The organism is Serratia aquatilis, assembly GCF_044865145.1.
Lineage (GTDB): Bacteria > Pseudomonadota > Gammaproteobacteria > Enterobacterales > Enterobacteriaceae > Chania > Chania aquatilis.
Genome location: NZ_CP173186.1, coordinates 1,116,535 through 1,136,853 on the forward strand (window position 1 = coordinate 1,116,535; position 20,319 = coordinate 1,136,853).

The window sequence follows — 20,319 nt, forward strand, 5'->3', positions numbered from 1 at the left end:
TCACCATGGCCCCTTTGAGAATGCCGTTGTGTTTTTACACAGGTAATAGCCTGTTGACGCGGCACATCCTCCAACCGCCAATGTTGAACTGCCCAGCTCAATAACATTGGTAGATCAAGATCTTGCCAGCTTTCTGGCTGCGGCTGATGCAAAAACTTCAGGGCTTCAATCAGTACCGGACGCGGATCGCTCAAGGGGAGTGCGGGAGCATGGTTTTGCTTCGACAGTTTGAGCCCATTACCACCCAGCGCCAGCGGCAGGTGAACATATGCTGGGACCGGAGCCTGTAATTGCTGGTACAGCGCAATCTGGCGTACCGTTGGTTCGATCAGATCGGCACCCCGTACAATTTCGGTAACACCTTGAAAATCGTCATCAATGACTACCGCCAGGTTATAGGCGAACAGGCCGTCACGGCGGCGGATAATGAAATCCTCCTGCGCCAGAGCCGGATCTGCGAGCAGTTCCCCCTGTAACCGGTCGTCAAAAGCGTAGACGGGGTTTGATTGTCGCAAGCGGAGAGCGGCCCCATGCGGGCCAAGCTGAAGGTTGCGGCAGTGGCCGTCGTATATACCGCCGATCTGCTGGATACGGCTGCGGGTACAACAGCAATAATAGCTCCGATCCTGCTGTTGCAGCCAATCCAGTGTTGCGCGATAGGCATCGTGACGTTGGGATTGATAGAGGATCTCACCGTCCCAATGCAGACCATAATGCTCTAACGCAGATAAAATTCGGCTAGCGGCGCCAGCAACTTCACGCGGAGGATCGATATCTTCAATACGTACCAACCAGCGGCCACGCTGTGCACGAGCCTGGAGATAACTCCCAAGAGCGGCAATCAGCGAACCGAAATGAAGATCTCCGGAAGGTGATGGGGCGAAGCGCCCCACATAATGACTTTGTTGCATATTGGAGGTTTTACTCTGTGCGGCACGCGTGGTGTACACGTGCCGCAGGGGGTAACAACTCACTGCTTAGCCGGCCATCTGCTTTTCGCGGATTTCGGCCAACGTCTTGCAGTCGATGCACAAATCGGCAGTCGGGCGCGCCTCAAGGCGACGAATGCCGATCTCCACGCCACAAGATTCGCAGTAGCCGAAATCATCGTCTTCCACTTTCTTCAGCGTTTTCTCGATCTTTTTGATCAGTTTGCGTTCGCGATCGCGGTTACGCAATTCAAGGCTGAACTCTTCTTCCTGAGTAGCACGGTCGGCTGGATCAGGGAAGTTTGCTGCCTCTTCCTGCATATGCGAAACGGTACGATCTACTTCGTCCCTGAGTTGGTTGCGCCATGCTTCAAGAATGCGCCTGAAATGCGTCAACTGGGCGTCGTTCATGTACTCTTCGCCCGGCTTCTCTTGGTACGGCTCCACCCCAGCGATGGCGAGAATGCTCAAGGACGAGGTTTTACGGGTTTGCCCTTCTTGCATATTGCTTCTCCTACATACACACGCACTATACCCATCATTCAACAAGCTACCGGGACATTGGCCGCATTGCTCACTCTGACTACCTAGGCTTACCGTTGCCAAAGGTGTACTTTGTGACCGCCGACCCACCTGTTGAATGCGACAGGGTATGTCGAATCCCCAATATGGGGGAAAAACAGGCCGCTATAAATAACAGAAGGGAAGGGGGATGGCAATTATTCCTGTCGCCTGCTTGACAATGCTGTGAAGGAAGGCGTATTCGACTAAGCATTATCCGGTTGTAAATTTATTCGTGTCCGGACAGGCTAGTCGATTAAAAACGGCAACTTATCACAGAGATAAATACCGTCAGGCGATAATTTTGCCCCGTAACAAAAAACTTCCACTCCCAACTGCCTAACCTGTGTCAGTAATGCCGCATAACGCTGATCGATATGGTACGCGGGTGTAACCTGATGAATACCGCTATGTAACACGGCAAATAACAGCACTGCCCGTTGGCCTTGTTCAACCACGCTTAACAGTTCACGCAGATGCTTTTGCCCCCTCAACGTTACCGCATCAGGAAAGTAACCACGTTGTTGTTGCAATAGTGTGACTGACTTTACCTCAATATAGCAGTTAACCCGGTTTTCTGCCTGTAATAACAAGTCGATACGGCTATTCTCGTCACCATATTTTACTTCGCTGGTTATTTTACTGTAACCGGATAATTCATTGATTATATTCTGCTCAATCGCTTCGCGAACCAAGGTGTTGGCACGCAGGGTATTGACGCAGATCCAGTGACCTTGCTGAGTATGGGTGAGTTCCCAACTGTGGGCATATTTGCGCTTGGGATTGTCTGAAGTGGAATACCAGACGGTATCGCCCGGCGTCGCACAACCGGTCATCGCACCAGTGTTGGCACAATGCAGCGTAAAGGTTTCACCTTCGGGGGTGATCACATCAGCTAGAAATCGCTTGTAACGTTTGATAAGCCGGGCTGGCTTCAGCGGTGGGGTGAAAATCATGGATTATCCTGTTGGCCAAGTTGCCACTGCTCGAGTTCATGATAGCGGGTGCGGCCATGTTCAAACACTGACTGATATAAAGAGAAATGACAGGCGTTGAACAGCCATCCCGGTGTTGCCGGCGGAATGGCGACGGGTTTGGTGGCAGCACGCAGTAGCGTGACATGGGGATGAAACGGCAGTGGGCTTTGATAACAGCCACTGCGTGCGGCCTGTGAACGCAGCAGTTGTGCTAGCTGTAATAATGCGCGTGGTGCTCGCTTGGTACCCAGCCAGACCACTCCAGGACGTGGCCAATGGCCCAGATCGTCAAGGCTGATGTCAAAACCGGTTTGGATAATGCGCCCTGCCTGCATTTTCAGCGCCAGCTCTTTTTGCGCACTGACTTCGCCAAGAAATGCCAGCGTCAGATGCAGGTTGGCAGCCACCACTGGGCGGCCATCGTCGGGATGAAAAGAAACGGCACGCCAGCGGATCACTTGCTGCTGCAAGGCATCAGGTAACGATAGGGCAAAAAACAGGCGGCGCGAATAAGACATGGATCCCCGGTAAATGAATGAAACGCTGGGTGTAATGCTACAATGTGCGCCGTCCATTAACTACCCTATGGAGAGTTTTGTGTCCTCACTGCCCGTCAGCGCGGTTCTCGATGAACTGCTCGCCGCACTGCAATCAGCTCCGCAGGTGTTACTGCATGCCCCAACCGGTGCGGGTAAATCCACTTGGTTACCGTTGCAGATCCTGGCAAAAGCTAATTTGCCTGGGCGGATCATTATGCTGGAACCCAGGCGATTGGCGGCAAAAAACGTGGCTTATCGTCTGGCACAGCAATTGGGGGAGGAGCCCGGTCAGACCGTCGGCTACCGCATGCGTGCCGAGAGCCGAAGTGGGCCAAATACACGCTTGGAAGTGGTCACCGAAGGGATCCTCACCCGCATGTTGCAACAGGATGCGGAGCTGCAAGGGGTCTCCCTGATCATTCTTGATGAATTCCACGAACGTAGTTTACAGGCCGATCTGGCCTTAGCCTTGCTGCTTGATGTGCAACAGGGACTGCGTGACGATCTGAAATTATTAATCATGTCGGCAACGCTGGATAATGCGCGTCTGTCACAATTGCTGCCAGAAGCGCCGGTGGTGGTGTCTGAAGGGCGTAGTTATCCGGTCGATCGTCAATACCAACCCATGGCCAGCCATCAAAGGTTGGAGGACGGTGTGGCATCTGCGGTGAAGCGTTTGTTGTCTGAGCAGCCAGGATCGCTGCTGCTTTTCCTGCCGGGGGTAGCGGAAATCAACCGTGTGCTCGAACGGCTCGCGGGGGAGGTTGCCGCCGATGTCGATCTCTGTCCATTGTATGGGGCTCTGCCGCTGGCACAGCAACAGAAAGCCATCCAACCGGCAGTTCCTGGGCGGCGAAAAGTCGTTTTGGCAACCAACATCGCTGAAACCAGCCTGACTATCGAAGGTATTCGCCTGGTGGTCGACAGCGGCCTGGAACGCGTTGCCCGCTATGACGTGCGTTCCGGTTTAACCCGTCTGGCCAGCCAGCGTATCAGTCAGGCATCGATGATCCAGCGTGCCGGACGTGCCGGGCGTCTGGAACCCGGCATCTGCTGGCATTTGTTTACCAAAGAGCAGGCCGAGCGGGCGGCCGAACATGCCGAACCGGAAATCCTGCAAAGCGATTTGGCCAGCTTCTGGCTTGAATTGTTGCAGTGGGGGTGTGTTGATGTTGGTCAATTGACCTGGCTTGATCGGCCACCGATGGCGGCACTAGCGGCTGCTCGCCGCTTATTGCATACCCTGGCAGCGATTGACGACAGCGAGAAATTAACCGCCAAAGGCCGCCAGATGGCCGAGCTGGGCTGTGAGCCAAGGCTGGCAGCCATGCTCTGCGCAGGGGCTCAGATGGGGGCCGACGGATTAGCCACGGCGGCCATGTTGGCGACGTTGCTGGAAGAGCCACCGCGCACAGGTCAACTGGATATCGGCTATTGGCTGAGCCGCCCCCAACCTCATTGGCAGCGCCGGGCGGCTCAATTAAGCAGACGTTTAGCGCAGAAAAGTGGTCAGATTGACGTCGATCTGGCCGCCCCGCTGCTGGCTCAGGCTTTTCTCGATCGTATTGCCCAACGGCGTGGTCAGGATGGACGTTACCTATTAGCCAACGGCTTGGGCGCAGCCATGAATCAGGACGAAGCGCTCTCCAGAGCCCCTTGGTTGATTATCCCCAGCCTGCTGCAAGGGCATAACACTCCGGATGCCCGCATCCTGCTGGCCTTGCCTGTCGACATTGAGGAACTGGTGGTTCGGTTGCCAGAGATTGTCAGCAGCCAGACAGCCGTAGAGTGGGATGAAGAAAAGGGCACCTTACGTGCCTGGAAGCGCCAGCAGATTGGCCGCTTGATATTACGCGCTCAACCGCAAGCCAAACCGGCGGAAGAAGAACTACAGCAGGCGCTGATAAACTGGGTGCGAGCTCAGGGCTTGGCGGTGCTGAACTGGGATAGCGCAGCGGAACAGTTACGGCTGCGGCTGCATTGTGCTCAGCGTTGGCTGCCGGAGGCCGCGTGGCCAGCGGTAGATGACGAGTCGTTACTCGAAGCTCTGGAGAAATGGCTTCTCCCCTCGTTAAAGGGGGTCCGCGATCTCCGGGGGCTGAAACAGGTGAATATCGCGCAAGCGTTGGCCTCGCTGCTGGATTGGCAGCAAAAACAGCGGCTGGATAAGGCGTTACCTACTCATTACACTGTGCCGACCGGCAGCCATCTAGCCATACGCTATGACGCAGATAAACCGCCCGCACTGGCTGTGCGCTTACAGGAGATGTTCGGTGAGCAATCCAGCCCAATGCTGGCTGAGGGTCGCATCGCGGTGGTGCTTGAGTTACTCTCACCCGCGCACAGGCCGCTGCAGATCACTGGCGATCTGGCAGCATTTTGGCAGGGAGCGTATCGCGAAGTGCAGAAAGAGATGAAAGGGCGCTATCCCAAGCACGTATGGCCGGACGATCCGGCCAACTCCGCCCCTACTCGGCGAACCAAGAAATACCAGTAACTTTGCCGCTGTTGTGTTGGCGGTAAGTTGGATAATTCAGATGTTTCTTCTGTTCAACTCCATGGTATAGGAACAGATTAAGCGACCAAAAACGGCCAACAGTGCCGCAAGCGTGGAGAACAACAGCAATGGCTGGTGATGACCGCGAACCCATCGGGCGCAAAGGGAAACAACCAAAACGTAGTGCACCGCGCAAGCCGGTGCGCCGTCGCCGTGATGACGACTACGATGATTACGAAGAAGACGATTATCGGGATGAGTATGACGAAGAAGATGAATACGATGACGAGGAAGAGCGTATGCCGCGTAAGGTAAAAGCAAATTCTCCACGTAAAAAGCGCCGTTGGCTTGGCTTGCTGATTAAGCTGTTTCTGGTTGTTGCCGTATTACTGGCGATTTATGGCGTTTATCTGGATTCCCAGATCCGTAGCCGTATCGATGGCAAAGTCTGGGAGTTACCGGCGGCGGTTTATGGCCGTATGGTCAATCTGGAACCGGGCATGCCGTACAGTAAGAAGGAGATGGTCAGCTTGCTGGAGGGGATGCAATATCGCCAGGTCAGCCGCATGACGCGTCCGGGGGAATTCACAGTGCGGGCCAACAGCATTGAGATGTTGCGCCGGCCGTTCGACTTCCCAGACGGCAAAGAGGGCCAGATCCACGCCCGGCTGGATTTCCAGAACAATAGTCTGACGAAAATTGTCAACATGGAAAACCAGCGTAACTTTGGCTTCTTCCGCCTTGATCCGCGTTTGATTACCATGCTGCAATCGCCAAACGGTGAACAGCGGCTGTTTGTGCCGCGTACCGGGTTCCCGGATCTGTTGGTAGAGACGCTGATCGCGACCGAAGACCGTCATTTCTATGAGCATGATGGCGTCAGTCTTTACTCCATTGGCCGAGCCGCGCTGGCTAACCTGACCGCCGGACGTGCGGTGCAGGGTGGTAGTACTCTAACCCAGCAGTTGGTCAAAAACCTGTTCCTGACTAACGAACGTTCGCTGTGGCGTAAGGTCAACGAAGCTTATATGGCGCTGCTAATGGATTACCGCTACAGCAAAGACCGTATCCTTGAGCTGTATCTGAACGAAGTTTATCTCGGCCAAAGTGGTGGCGATGAGATCCGCGGTTTCCCGCTGGCCAGCCTGTATTACTTTGGTCGTCCGGTCGATGAACTGAGTCTGGACCAGCAGGCGCTGTTGGTGGGAATGGTTAAAGGGGCATCGCTGTATAACCCGTGGCGTAATCCCAAACTTACGCTGGAACGCCGTAACCTGGTGCTCAAGTTGCTGCAGACTCAGGGTGTGATCGATGCAGAACTGTATAACATGCTGAGTGCCCGTCCGTTGGGCGTGCAGCCTAAAGGTGGGGTGATTTCACCGCAACCAGCATTTATGCAACTGGTGCGTCAGGAGTTGCAGAACAAACTTGGTGACAAGTTTAACGATCTGTCCGGCGTGAAGATCTTCACCACGCTGGATCCTGTTTCACAGGATGCTGCCGAGCGGGCGGTAGAGGAGGGGATCCCCGCCCTGCGTGCGGCGCGACATCTTAACGATCTGGAAGCGGCGATGGTGATCGTCGATCGCTTTACCGGGGAAGTGCGCGGCATGGTCGGCGGAGCTAACTCGCAGTTTGCCGGTTTTAACCGCGCCATGCAGGCACGCCGTCTAGTGGGATCGTTGGCTAAACCGCCAACCTACCTGGCTGCGTTGTCCGAGCCGGACAAATATCGCCTTAATACCTGGTTGGCCGATCAACCGTTGTCGATCAAATTACCCAATGGCAGCTCTTGGCAGCCAAATAACTACGATCGTCAATTCCGTGGCCGAGTGATGCTGGTGGACGCGTTGGCCAACTCGCTCAACGTGCCGACGGTAAACCTGGGCATGTCCGTGGGATTGGATCGGATCAGTGCCACACTGCAACTTTTGGGTATCCCAAAAACGGCGATCACACCATTGCCTTCCATGTTGCTGGGAGCGATAGGTTTGACGCCAATGGAAGTGGCACAGGAGTATCAGACCATCGCCAGCGGGGGCAACCGTGCGCCGCTGTCTGCCGTGCGTTCGGTGATTGCGGAGGATGGTTCCGTATTGTATCAGAGCTTCCCACAGGCACAGCGAGTGGTGCCAGCGCAAGCGGCTTACCTGACGCTGTATGCGATGCAGCAGGGGGTGGCTCGCGGCACCTCTCGTTCACTGGCGGTCAAGTTCTCCAATTACAATCTGGCAGCCAAAACCGGTACCACTAACGATCTGCGTGACAGTTGGTTTGCCGGTATCGATGGCAAGGAAGTAGCGATCGCCTGGGTGGGCCGTGACAACAACGGCCCAGCCAAACTGACCGGTGCCAACGGTGCATTGACCCTGTATCGCCGCTATCTGGAAAACCAGACGCCGTTGATCTTGAAGTTGCAGCAGCCTGAAGGGATCAGTCAGATGGCTATTGATGCTGCCGGTAATTTTGTTTGTGGCGGTAGTGGGGCACGTACTATCCCGGTCTGGACCGAAAACCCACAGGGACTCTGCCAGGCACCAGGGCAGCAACCCGCTCAGCAGCAACCGCAAGGCGAGCAGAAGGATGCCGATGGTGTTGCAGGCTGGATTAGGGATATGTTCGGCCAGTAAGTGGCGGATGCCATGTTAAGCATGGTGGTAAGTTGGTTTTACTCTGTTATTCAGCCCGTAGCTTTCTGTTGCGGGCTTTTTTATGATTCTGGTTTTTTTTATTTAATTTCTGTTAATGCCGCTATCTTATTTATTCCTATAGCTATTTTCTTACATAAATCCTCTTGTAGTTCCCGTTTGCTTGCGCATAAAATCTCGCGCTTATAATAATAATTATCATTTCTATTCGTAATAAAATAACACCAGAGAAACCAGATATGTTGACCAAGCGTTACTACTCATCACCAGCCAAACCAGACTTTTTCCCTGTTAGCGTATTAGTCACCACGATTGCGGCAACATTAGCCTTGCCAGCGGTTGCGGCTCAGAGTTCCGCTGCCACTGATGCAGATACTATGACGGTAGTTGGGGGGGGTGGTGGCACCCAACAGGAAAGTGCCTGGGGGCCAGTGGGTACCATTGTGGCCAAGAGGAGTGCGACCGCCACCAAAACTGATACGCCGTTAGTCAAAACGCCGCAATCGGTCTCTGTGGTTACACGCGAACAAATGGACCTTCTGCAACCTACCTCGGTTAAACAGGCTTTGGGATCCACTCCCGGTGTTATGGTGGGTAGCCGGGGGAGTTCTAATGTCTATGACGCTGTTTACATTCGCGGGTTTGGCTCAGTTAACTCAAATATCTATCTGAATGGCTTGAAGCTACAGGGGGACTACTTTAATGAAGTCTCGGTTGATCCTTATTTTCTGGAGCGCGCAGAAGTTTTACGTGGGCCTTCCTCAGTCCTTTACGGTAAAAGTAACCCAGGGGGAATTGTTGCTTTGGTCAGTAAGCGCCCGGTGACGGAACGCCTGCAGGAAGTACAATTCAAAATGGGGACAGATAACCTGTTTCAGACCGGGTTTGATTTTGGCAACTCGCTGGATGATGACGGGAAGTACTCATTCCGTCTGACAGGATTGGCAAAAGACGCAGACGACCAGCAACAGATGGCCAAGCTAAAACGCTACGCCATTGCCCCCTCCTTCAGTTGGCAGCCCGATGCACAGACCAACCTGACGCTTTATGCCTATTTACAGCATGACCCCAACCTTGGCTATTATGGTTGGTTACCGATGCAAGGAACGGTGGAAACCGCCCCTTACGGTAAGCTGCCAACGGATTTTAACGAGGGTGAAAAGAGCAATTTCTATTCACGCCAGACACGCCTGTTTGGTTATAGCCTGTCACACGATTTCAATGACACCTGGACGGTGCGCCAGAACCTGCGTTATATGCAGCTTCATACCAACCAGAATAACATTTACGGTAACGGCGTTGCCGCCGACAATATCACTCTAAAGCGCAATTATATTATTTCGAATGAGCGCCTGAATAGCTTCAGTGTTGACACTCAAGGGCAGGCCAGATTCACAACCGGGCGGGTGGATCATACTTTGCTGAGCGGCGTGGATTTCATGCGCATGAGTAATGATATTCAGGGTGGCTGGGGGGTAACAAGTCCTCTGGATCTGTCTAATCCGCAATTTGGCAACGCGATCGAAGGGGCAATAAACCCGACCAGTAAAGTGAATGGTCAGCGGCAAGTGGGCATTTACCTGCAGGATCAGGCCGAGTGGAACCAGTGGTTTCTGACGATGGGTGCGCGTTACGACTGGGCGAAGAGCACCGTCGAAGATCGGGGGCAAAATGCCCTCATTGCCAATAGTGAGCAGCATGATCGCCAACTTACCCGCCGTATAGGTCTTAACTACCTGTTTGACAACGGCATCTCACCGTATCTCAGTTATGCACAATCCTTTGAACCCAATGTCGGTGCCGGTTATAGCGGTAAAGCCTTTGTTCCTTCGAGGGGTGAACAATATGAAGCCGGTGTGAAATACATGCCCAAAGGCAGACCTGTTTCTGCCACTATAGCGGTTTTTCAACTGACCAAGTCAAACAGTCTGGTAACGGATGTTGAACATGCCAGTAGCGGTTGGTATCAACAGCAGACGGGTGAGATCCGTTCTCGTGGTGTGGAGCTGGAAGGCAAGGCAGCACTAACGGCAAATATTAACCTGCTAGCGTCATATACCTATACCGACGCCGAATATACCGAAGATACCACCAATAAAGGTAATACACCGGCGATAGTTCCCAAGCATATGGCATCCCTATGGGGAGACTATACGTTTCACGAAACGGCTCTGAGTGGGCTGACTTTGGGGGCTGGTGTACGTTATACCGGTTCTACCTTCGGTGATGAGGCTAACACCTTCAAAGTACCTGATTACACCATTTGGAATACGGTGCTCAAATACGATCTGGCACGTTTCAACTTGCCGGGATCCTCTGTCGCGCTCAACGTCAATAACCTGTTTGACAAACAACATGTGGCAAGCTGTTTTGCCACCTATGGTTGTTTCTGGGGGGCAGAGCGCCAAGTTGTTGCCACCGCCACCTTCCGTTTCTAATTGGTTTCTGGGGGCGGTGCTATACCGCCCCTATCAGGTAGGATCTATGCAGGATAAACACCTTAATCGCGATGCTACGTTCCGGCTCGAGCAAATGAGCTATGCCGCTGCGGGGCGCGAGCTGTTGCAACCGCTCACGCTGACTTTCCCTCCGGGCAAAATGTGTGGTCTGATCGGCCATAATGGATCCGGCAAATCCACGCTGCTGAAAATTCTTGCCCGTCATCAAAACCCTACCACGGGCCAGGCACTGCTAAATGAGCGGCCGTTAGGGCTGTGGGAGAGTAAAGCCTTCGCCCGTCAGGTAGCCTATTTACCTCAGCAATTGCCGGCGGCGGAAGGGATGACGGTGCGTGAACTGGTTGCCGTTGGCCGTTATCCGTGGCATGGCGCACTGGGCCGCTTCAAAACGGCCGATCGAGAACAGGTCGAAGACGCGATTAGGTTGGTAGGGCTAAAACCTTTTGCTACCCGACTGGTCGACAGCCTTTCTGGCGGTGAACGTCAGCGTGCCTGGTTGGCAATGATGCTGGCACAGGATAGCCGCTGTCTATTATTGGATGAACCCACCTCAGCACTGGATATTGCGCATCAGGTTGACGTTTTGGCACTGGTGCAACGCCTGAGTCATGAGCGCGGGCTGACGGTGATTGCAGTACTGCACGATATTAATATGGCGGCCCGTTACTGCGATTATCTGGTCGCCCTGCGCGGGGGGATCACGATCGCGCAAGGCTCGCCGTTGCAACTGATGCAAGAGACCGTGCTGGAACAGATCTACGGTATTCCGATGGGGATATTGCCGCATCCCAATGGTGGCGCACCAGTGAGCTTTGTATACTGATGTCTTCATCTTCCAACTTCTATCATGATCCCTTACGCCGCCGCCTGTTAGAGGCAATGGTATTGTCGCCGTTGTTGTTTTCCTTGCCGACACGAGCCGCAGAACTTCCCGATATTACTCGTATCGTTGCGCTTGAGTGGTTGCCGGTCGAACTGCTGATCGCCCTCGGCGTGATGCCGCTGGCCGTGGCAGATATCCACAACTACAACCAATGGGTACAACATCCGCGATTGCCGCAATCGGTGATCGATGTTGGGCAGCGTACAGAGCCAAACCTGGAATTATTACAACAGATTAAACCCTCGTTGCTGTTGCTTTCCAAAGGTTACGGCCCGACACCGCAAAAATTGCAGCCCATTGGCCCAACGATGGCGTTTGCTTTCAACGATGGCAGCGGTAAACCGCTCGATGTGGCGAAAAACTCTTTACAGCAGTTGGCAACGCGGATCGGGCTTGAAGCGCGAGCAGTACAACATTTACAGCAGTTTGAGACTTTCCTCCAGGATGCTCGTAGCCGCTTGCAAGATTACAGGCAGCAACCTCTGCTGCTGTTTACTTTGTTGGATACCCGCCACGCATTGGTCATCGGCCATAACAGCCTGTTTCAGGCGGTAATGGAACGGCTGGATATCGAAAATGCCTGGCAGGAACAAGCCAATTTCTGGGGGACTTCGGTGGTCGGTATTGAACGTCTGATGGCCATAAAAAACGCACGAGCGATTTATCTTGATCATGGCAATCAGGCAATGATGGATAAGGTCAGTTCTTCCCCCTTTTGGCAGGCATTACCGTTTGTTCGCCAGGGGCAACTGCGGCGTATGCCAGCAGTATGGTTTTACGGGGCCACCCTATCGGCTATGCGTTTCTGCCATTTACTGGCCCAAGCGCAGGAGAGCAAACCATGAACGTGCGCAAGCGTCTCCTACCGCTAACGCTGATTATTCTGCTTTCGGCGGCTGCCAGCGGCCTGACCATATTCAATTTTTTACACCAACTGCCTTTTGCACAGTGGCTGCAGGCGCTAAGGCAGCCTGATAGCGACAATGTGGAACAAATGCTATTCCACTACAGCCTGTTACCGCGCTTGTCAGTGTCACTGCTGGTTGGTGCAGGATTAGGGTTGGTGGGGGTTCTATTCCAGCAGGTGCTGCGCAATCCATTGGCTGAACCCGCTACGTTAGGAGTTTCTGCAGGGGCACAGCTTGGGCTGACCATCGTGACGTTATGGGCACTGCCTGGAGGAGAATTAACCCGGCAACTGGCTGCCATGGCGGGGGCGATAGCGGTGGGCGGGGTGGTATTCGGTATTGCCTGGGGCAAGCGAATGTCTCCTGTTACGCTGATCCTGGCCGGGTTGGTCATGGGGCTGTATTGCGGTGCGGTAAATAGCCTGCTGGCCTTGTTTAATTATCAACAACTTCAGGGTTTGTTCCTATGGGGAACGGGAGCACTGAATCAGCAAGACTGGGGGACGGTGAAATCTCTCCTGCCATGCTTGCTGATTGCTGCCATGCTTGCGTTGTCATTGCTTCGCCCTCTGACTTTGCTAGGGCTCGATGACGGGGTGGCTCGCAACCTGGGGCTGGGGCTGGCGTTTTCGCGCTTTGCTGCACTGGCGCTAGCTATTGTCGTCAGCGCGATGCTCGTCAATGCCGTGGGTGTGATTGGTTTCATCGGCCTGTTTGCGCCATTGATAGCTAAAATGCTGGGGGCCCGCCGTTTGCTACAGAGCATGGTGCTGGCTCCGCTTTTAGGCGCATTATTGCTGTGGTTGACCGATCAGGTGATGCTCTGGCTAACGCAGCTATGGCGTGAAATCCCGACGGGCGCTGCGACGGCACTGATTGGTGCCCCACTGTTGCTATGGCTGCTGCCACGCTTGCGAGGAAATGCGCTTCCTCCATCAATGGCTGCTGGCGGTAAAGAACCTGCAAAGCGAGGACATATTTTGCGGCGTCAGCCTTGCTCACCTGCCATTGCAGGGTTAGGGCATGGATGGATTATGCTAGGTGGCCTGCTGTTTGTCGGTGTGATCATGTTGGCGCTGATGCTTGGGAAAAATACCAGTGGCTGGCATTGGAGCACCGGCGGCGAGTTAGAGGCATTATTACCCTGGCGCTGGCCTCGGGTCGTCTCTGCCTTGTCTGCGGGAATGATGTTGGCGGTCGCAGGTACATTGATCCAGAAATTGACTGGTAACCCGATGTCTAGCCCGGAGGTTTTGGGTATCAGTTCCGGCGCAGCATTTGGCATTGTGGTGATGCTGCTTATCGTGCCGGGTGATGCTTTTGCCTGGCTATTACCTGCCGGTAGCCTGGGCGCTGCGGTAACACTGTTGGTGATCCTGGTTGCTGCGGGTAGAGGGGGTTTTTCCACTGCACGCATGCTGTTGGCCGGTATCGCTCTTGGCACCGCTTTTACCACCACGATGTTTGTGTTGCTTGCCAGCGGCGATCCAAGCATGGGTGGGGTACTGGTGTGGATTTCTGGTTCAACTTACCCGGTAGAGGCGCCACAGGCTATGCGCACCGTAGTTATTGCTGTGGTGCTGATTGCATTAGCCCCCTTGTGCCAACGTTGGTTGACCATTCTGCCGTTAGGTGGGGCCAGCGCCCGTTCGGTAGGCATTGCATTGACGCCAGTGCGATTAACCATTCTGCTGCTGGCAGCAATGCTGACGGCGATGGCAACCTTGACGGTTGGTCCACTGAGTTTTATTGGTCTGATGGCACCACATATGGCACGGATGCTTGGTTTTCGGCGAGTATTGCCCCAAATAGCCGTTGCCGCGCTGATTGGCGGAATACTGATGGTCTTTGCTGACTGGTGTGGTCGGATGGTGATGTTCCCTTACCAAATTCCAGCTGGGTTATTGGCTACCTTCATCGGCGCACCCTACTTTATTTATCTTTTGCGCAAACAGAATGTATAGCCAGTTGTCTAGGCTGTGTCCCTTGACTGGACGCGAGCGCCGCTGGTGGTCATTTGTACGCATAGCCAGGCGTGAGCCGTGAGGTTTGGTGGATCAAATAATCGGCGAACAACGCAGCGATGCGTACAAATGGCCCCAGCCCTGCGGGTCGCGCCCCAAAAGCCCATCCTCAGCGTTGTCGGGCTTGAACAGAGGGCTACTCTGCTCTTCGCTCTCCGCCTTGATAATGGGCTTTTGGGTCTGCGACGGCACCACGGACAGTTAAGGAACACAGCCTAATATCACGGTTCTTGAAGTGTTCGCTGGGCTTGTTTTTCAGCATGTTGCAACGAATTGCGCAGCCCTACGCATTGCTGGCAAGGCGGTCGTTAGTCGGACGTGACGGGTGAATATACTGCGTGTGGGTGCTCTGGATCTTTGTATCTGGAGCTCAAGGGAAAGGTACAAAGAGAAAAGCCCCGAGTCGATAACATCAACCCGAGGCCAACTCTAACGCCAGACAACGTTAGGTTAGCTTCTTACCTGCCGAGAGGCAAGGAGAAGGAGGCATAATGCCGAACAAATGGGGTATTACAAAACTGGCCGTTATTTGTACAACTATAGTATTGTTGGTATGGATAACACGCAGCAAAATCTGTGAGCTGCGTATATCGGTCAGGTAACACGGAGGTTGCGGCTATTTTGGCCTACGAATCCAACCGGTAAGGCAACCCGATGGCGGGGGCTTGCTCCCGCCCATAGGCTGTTGGCGTGACGATCCATGAGCACCCATCAACAAAAACGGCGAACCATTGGCCCGCCGTTTTCACTTCTGGAGTAAAGCTTTACTTCAGTCCAGCCGCATCACGGAGCAGGGCTGCTTTGTCGGTCGCTTCCCACGGGAAGTGTTCGCGGCCAAAGTGACCATAGGCAGCCGTTTCACGGTAGATAGGTTGCAACAGATCCATCATCTGGATCAGGCCGTATGGGCGCAAATCGAAGAACTCGCGCACCAGCAGGGTCAACTGCTCAGTAGCGATTTTCTCGGTGCCAAAGGTTTCCACCATTATAGAGGTGGGCTCCGCCACGCCGATAGCATAGGAAACCTGGATTTCGCAACGGTCAGCCAGGCCCGCAGCAACGATGTTTTTTGCCACATAACGCGCAGCATAGGCAGCTGAGCGGTCAACCTTTGAAGGATCCTTACCGGAAAACGCGCCGCCACCGTGACGGGCCATACCACCGTAGGTATCGACGATAATTTTACGGCCAGTCAGACCGCAGTCCCCCATTGGCCCCCCAATAACAAAGCGACCCGTTGGATTGATGTGGTATTTGGTACTCGCGGACAACCACTCTGCAGGAAGAACGGGTTTGATGATCTCTTCCATCACCGCTTCTTGCAGATCTTTCAGAGCGATATCATCAGAATGCTGGGTAGAAAGAACGACTGCGTCAATACCAACGATCTTGCCGTCGTCATACTGGAAGGTGACCTGGCTTTTCGCGTCAGGGCGCAGCCACGGCAGCGTGCCATTTTTACGTACTTCGGCCTGACGCTGCACCAAACGGTGCGCGTAAGTAATTGGCGCAGGCATCAACACTTCAGTTTCGTTAGTCGCATAACCAAACATCAGCCCCTGATCGCCAGCGCCTTGCTCCAACGGATCGCTGCGATCAACACCCTGGTTGATATCCGGTGATTGTTTACCGATGGCGCTCAATACCGCACAAGAGTTGGCATCAAAACCCATATCTGAATGGACGTAACCAATTTCGCGTACGGTCTTACGGGTGATCTCTTCGATATCAACCCATGCGCTGGTGGTGATCTCACCGCCCACCAGAACCATGCCAGTTTTTACGTAGGTCTCGCAGGCCACACGTGCTTTAGGATCCTGTTCCAAGATAGCGTCTAGAACGGCATCGGAGATCTGGTCGGCAATTTTATCGGGATGTCCTTCAGAGACAGATTCGGACGTGAAAAGGTGTTTAGCCATTGTATTCTTTACCTTGCATAAGACGGGTTAAAAATTACTGCACAGCACTGGAGATCCAGGCATCAACGCAAAGGGTCTTCCGCTGATGGCGAGATGCATCCTGCAACGCCCCTCAGGCAAAGCCGTTAAGCAGTTTATCAGTTAACCAGTATAGACGGATTAACATCTGGACGTCCATTCTAGGTCAGCCTTTAGCCGGATTGCTAGTAATTTTTTGCGACACCACTCTTTTGAGCAAAGCTTTTGCCGCCATTTTCATCGTTTGAAACAGTTTCCGGCGAATTTTCATTTTGCATTTTTCCCGGTGCTCCGGTATAAACTCCGCGCGCGGTTGATTTGGTGCAAAGCGTAGGGCAGAAAATTGTCACTTTCTGTAAAAACCGCAAACGCGCGCCTTGGCAAACCGTAGGTACCCGATAAAGGGGCCGCCGCTTCATTGAACGTTCACGTTCTTACACTATTTGAGGCTCGGTCGTTCATGACGAACGACGTGCGTGGAGGTGGTTGGATTAATGATCCGTTGTCTACCGGTTGTTGGTTCTCAACAGCAGTGCCGTTCTGGCGTGCTTTCTTCTGTTATTTCCCATCTAGTCTTAACACCATCTATCCGATGTTGCACACATCTGGGCGCTACTCAGGATGCTCGGGCCGGTTAATGACCGTCTGAAGAACTGAACAAGGGTAGCCTGCAGCTTTCTTGTGGGATGAATCTTTACCCGATTCACGAGGTTTGAACAGGGTGTCTTACAATATATCTATTGGGAAAAAACCGCTCGTCAACCGCGAACGGCAGAGTAATTCACTGCTAAAACGGGGGTATTTCGGGTTGTTCTACCGGATTGTAGCTGCCATAGTGACTGACTGTTCCGTCAGTGCGCCGGATGAGGCGAGTAATGTCTGCTAATATGCCGATTCATCACTCGTCAGTAGCGGGTGAAAATTTCTCTTTACGCTCCATGCAGGAGGTTGCCATGAATGATCGTAATGCCAGCAAGATGCTGCGCACTTATAACGTCGCCTACTGGGGCAACAATTATTATGACGTCAATGAGCTGGGCCACATCAGCGTGTGTCCGGATCCAGACGTTCCGCATGCGCGTGTCGATCTCGCCGAACTGGTGAAAGAACGCCAAAAAGAGGGCTTGCGCCTGCCTGCCTTATTCTGTTTTCCGCAGATCCTGCAGCATCGCTTGCGTTCCATTAACGCCGCGTTCAAACGTGCGCGCGAGTCATTCGGCTATGAAGGCGGTTACTTTCTGGTTTACCCGATCAAGGTTAACCAGCACCGGCGTGTGATTGAGTCGCTGATCAACTCCGGAGAGCCGCTAGGTTTGGAGGCAGGCTCCAAGGCCGAACTGATGGCGGTACTGGCCCATGCTGGTATGACCCGCTCAGTGATCGTCTGTAACGGCTATAAAGACCGTGAATATATTCGTCTGGCATTGATCGGTGAAAAGCTGGGGCACAAAGTGTACCTGGTGATCGAGAAAATGTCGGAAATCAACCTGGTGTTGGAAGAAGCTGAACGTCTAAATGTGATACCGCGTTTGGGGGTGCGTGCACGGCTATCCTCGCAGGGGGCCGGTAAATGGCAGTCGAGCGGTGGGGAGAAATCCAAATTCGGTCTGGCAGCCATTCAGGTACTGAAACTGGTTGAAATGCTGCGTGAAGCCGGGCGACTGGAAAGCCTGCAACTGCTCCATTTCCATCTCGGTTCGCAGTTAGCCAACATTCGCGATATTGCTACTGGTGTGCGTGAATCCGCGCGTTTTTATGTGGAACTGCATAAGCTTGGCGTCAACATTCAATGCTTCGACGTAGGCGGCGGCCTTGGCGTGGATTATGAGGGGACTCGTTCGCAATCTGACTGCTCGGTAAACTATGGCCTGAACGAATACGCCAACAACGTCATTTGGGGCATCGGTGACGCCTGCAATGAGCATGGTTTACCGCATCCAACGGTGATAACCGAGTCTGGTCGTGCGGTTACTGCCCACCATACCGTGCTGGTTTCTAATGTAATTGGTGTAGAGCGTAACGAATTTTGTGAACCCGTTGCTCCAGCCGAAGAAGCACCGCGCGCACTGGAAAGCATGTGGGAAACCTGGCAGGAGATGAATGAGCCGGAAAACCGTCGCTCATTGCGTGAATGGTTGCATGACAGCCAGATGGATCTGCACGATGTACACACCCAGTATGCGCATGGCATGCTGGATCTGACCCAGCGTGCCTATGCGGAACAGCTGTATCTGAATATCTGCAACAAGATCCAAAAGCAACTGGATCCAAGCAATCGAGCACACCGGCCGATTATTGATGAACTGCAAGAGCGGATGGCAGACAAGTTCTACGTCAATTTCTCCTTGTTTCAGTCGATGCCTGATGCCTGGGGAATCGATCAACTGTTCCCGGTGTTGCCGCTGGAAGGGTTAGATAAACCGCCTGAAGGGCGTGCTGTTCTGTTGGATATCACCTGCGATTCTGATGGCACCATCGATCATTATGTCGATGGTGACGGCGTGGCAACCACAATGCCTATGCCGCCATACGACCCAGAGAACCCGCCGGCACTGGGTTTCTTCATGGTAGGTGCCTATCAGGAAATTCTAGGCAACATGCATAACTTGTTTGGTGATACCGCATCGGTGGATGTGTTTGTATTCCCGGACGGTACTGTAGAAACCGAGCTGTCTGATGAAGGGGATACCGTTGCTGACATGTTGGAATACGTGCAGCTCGATCCTATTGCTCTGTTGGCTAAGTTCCGCGATCAGGTGAAAGAAACCGACCTGGATACTGAGTTACAGGCGCAGTTCGTGGAAGAGTTTGAAGCCGGGCTATATGGATATACCTATCTTGAGGATGAGTAATTAAATACTGGATGGCCCCCTCAAATGTTAACACTGAGGGGGCGTCTAAAATTTCAATTTATTTTCATAATTTAAACTGACTGCTAAATAACCTTTTTATTTATTTTATGAAGCAGTGATTTAAATGTTGAATATGATTCTCATGTTAAATGGTATATTCATAAAGCAAATAAATAAAAATTGTTATTTTATTATGTAAGTACAGGTAAATGACCTGCATTGTTTTTTATCTAATCCTCAAGTTAGAAATTAAAATCACGGATTCTTGAAAAATATCTTTTATACCCAAGTTACTTCAAGCTGCATGTAGGAGGCAACTGAGCGAAGCCCCAGGAGCTTGGAAAACCAAGTGACTGGGGTGAGTGAAGGCAGCCAACACCCATGCAGCTTGAAGGGCGACGGGTATATTGATAGTTGATTGCTATCAATGCTGATTTTAGAGCGTTAATGAGATGGTCACCCCACCCTGTGAGCGTTATGCTGATAGGGTGTTTTATTTCAGAGGTAACCATCATGCAAAACGTGACGCTTATTGGTATCGATCTCGATAAACATTCTTTTCATGTACACCGCCAGGACGAAAAAGGTCATGCCCTGTTGCGTAAAAGTTTTCCCGCACTCAGCTCATTCACTTTCTCGGTTCCTGCAAGGCGACCACAGTTGTGATGGAGTCCTGCAGTGGGACTCACTTTATGGCACATCGGGTTGCTGATTTAGGTCATGAGGCAAAGCTGATTTCCCCACAGTGCGTCCGCCCTTTTGTTAAGAGTAACAAAAACGATTTTGTCGATGCCGAAGCGATCTGCGACGCGGCTTCCCAGCCTTCCATGCACTTTGTAAAACCCCGTACAGAAGACCAGCAGGCAATGGCTTCACAGCATCGGGTCAGAGACTCGCTGATAGGACAACGGGTGAAAACCACCAACCAGATACACGCTTTCTTGCTGGAGTTCGGTGTCAGTCTGCCGCGCGGTATTGCCGTGATACGGTGGCTGACAGAGTGGGTTAAAACGTAGCTTGCCAGTCATCACTCGAACGTGGTGGCATGTGCGCTGGCAAACGCACGTATAGCCTGGGCAGTTACAGCACATCAAGCAGCGTTCAG

At 53.0% G+C, this 20,319-nt stretch carries 11 protein-coding genes and 3 pseudogenes; 9 read left to right on the top strand and 5 right to left on the bottom strand.

Annotated features, from left to right (window positions below):
• The 4 genes and pseudogenes from gluQRS to thpR all read right to left on the bottom strand — a co-directional run bounded on the left by gluQRS (position 1) and on the right by thpR (position 2,985).
• Positions 1 to 911 (bottom strand): annotated as a pseudogene (gluQRS, locus tag SAQUA_RS05095) (tRNA glutamyl-Q(34) synthetase GluQRS).
• 66 nt (positions 912 to 977) lie between these two features.
• The gene (gene dksA / locus SAQUA_RS05100; RefSeq protein WP_380674104.1) at positions 978 to 1,433 is read right to left on the bottom strand and encodes an RNA polymerase-binding protein DksA; all 456 of its coding nucleotides are present in this window, start codon (positions 1,431 to 1,433) and stop codon (positions 978 to 980) included.
• Between the two features lie 305 nt (positions 1,434 to 1,738).
• Positions 1,739 to 2,446: a DNA/RNA nuclease SfsA gene (sfsA, locus tag SAQUA_RS05105; protein ID WP_380674103.1), complete on the bottom strand. Its 708-nt coding sequence runs from the start codon at positions 2,444 to 2,446 to the stop codon at positions 1,739 to 1,741.
• Positions 2,443 to 2,985 (bottom strand): RNA 2',3'-cyclic phosphodiesterase, encoded by a 543-nt coding sequence (thpR, locus tag SAQUA_RS05110; protein ID WP_380674102.1) that lies wholly within the window; start codon positions 2,983 to 2,985, stop codon positions 2,443 to 2,445. The genes sfsA and thpR overlap by 4 nt, the downstream gene beginning before the upstream one ends.
• 67 nt (positions 2,986 to 3,052) lie before the next feature.
• On the opposite strand from thpR, the gene hrpB reads away from it, so the two are divergent.
• From hrpB to SAQUA_RS05145, 7 genes and pseudogenes are all read left to right on the top strand, one after another.
• Complete coding sequence (hrpB, locus tag SAQUA_RS05115) at positions 3,053 to 5,503, top strand: ATP-dependent helicase HrpB (protein ID WP_380674194.1); 2,451 nt, start codon at positions 3,053 to 3,055, stop codon at positions 5,501 to 5,503.
• 128 nt (positions 5,504 to 5,631) lie between these two features.
• Positions 5,632 to 8,133 (top strand): bifunctional glycosyl transferase/transpeptidase, encoded by a 2,502-nt coding sequence (gene mrcB, locus SAQUA_RS05120; protein ID WP_380674101.1) that lies wholly within the window; start codon positions 5,632 to 5,634, stop codon positions 8,131 to 8,133.
• Between the two features lie 257 nt (positions 8,134 to 8,390).
• Positions 8,391 to 10,589 (top strand): ferrichrome porin FhuA, encoded by a 2,199-nt coding sequence (fhuA, locus tag SAQUA_RS05125; protein WP_380674100.1) that lies wholly within the window; start codon positions 8,391 to 8,393, stop codon positions 10,587 to 10,589.
• A 46-nt stretch (positions 10,590 to 10,635) separates the two neighbouring features.
• Positions 10,636 to 11,433 (top strand): Fe3+-hydroxamate ABC transporter ATP-binding protein FhuC, encoded by a 798-nt coding sequence (gene fhuC, locus SAQUA_RS05130; protein WP_380674099.1) that lies wholly within the window; start codon positions 10,636 to 10,638, stop codon positions 11,431 to 11,433.
• Positions 11,433 to 12,338, top strand: a complete 906-nt coding sequence (fhuD, locus tag SAQUA_RS05135; RefSeq protein ID WP_380674098.1) for a Fe(3+)-hydroxamate ABC transporter substrate-binding protein FhuD — start codon at positions 11,433 to 11,435, stop codon at positions 12,336 to 12,338. The genes fhuC and fhuD overlap by 1 nt, the downstream gene beginning before the upstream one ends.
• On the top strand, positions 12,335 to 14,365 hold the full coding sequence (gene fhuB / locus SAQUA_RS05140) for a Fe(3+)-hydroxamate ABC transporter permease FhuB (RefSeq protein ID WP_380674097.1): 2,031 nt from the start codon (positions 12,335 to 12,337) through the stop codon (positions 14,363 to 14,365). Before fhuD ends, fhuB begins: the two co-directional genes overlap by 4 nt.
• Positions 14,366 to 14,916: 551 nt before the next feature.
• Positions 14,917 to 15,070, top strand: a pseudogene (locus SAQUA_RS05145) (Hok/Gef family protein).
• 119 nt (positions 15,071 to 15,189) lie between these two features.
• Here the strand turns inward: SAQUA_RS05145 and metK are convergent.
• On the bottom strand, positions 15,190 to 16,344 hold the full coding sequence (gene metK / locus SAQUA_RS05150; RefSeq protein ID WP_380674096.1) for a methionine adenosyltransferase: 1,155 nt from the start codon (positions 16,342 to 16,344) through the stop codon (positions 15,190 to 15,192).
• 881 nt (positions 16,345 to 17,225) lie between these two features.
• Between metK and speA the strand changes: the two genes are divergently transcribed.
• Positions 17,226 to 19,214, top strand: coding sequence for a biosynthetic arginine decarboxylase (gene speA, locus SAQUA_RS05155; RefSeq protein ID WP_380674095.1), 1,989 nt, complete (start codon positions 17,226 to 17,228; stop codon positions 19,212 to 19,214).
• Between the two features lie 513 nt (positions 19,215 to 19,727).
• Positions 19,728 to 20,209 (top strand): annotated as a pseudogene (locus tag SAQUA_RS05160) (IS110 family transposase); the annotation flags it as partial.
• Positions 20,210 to 20,319 lie beyond the last annotated feature (110 nt).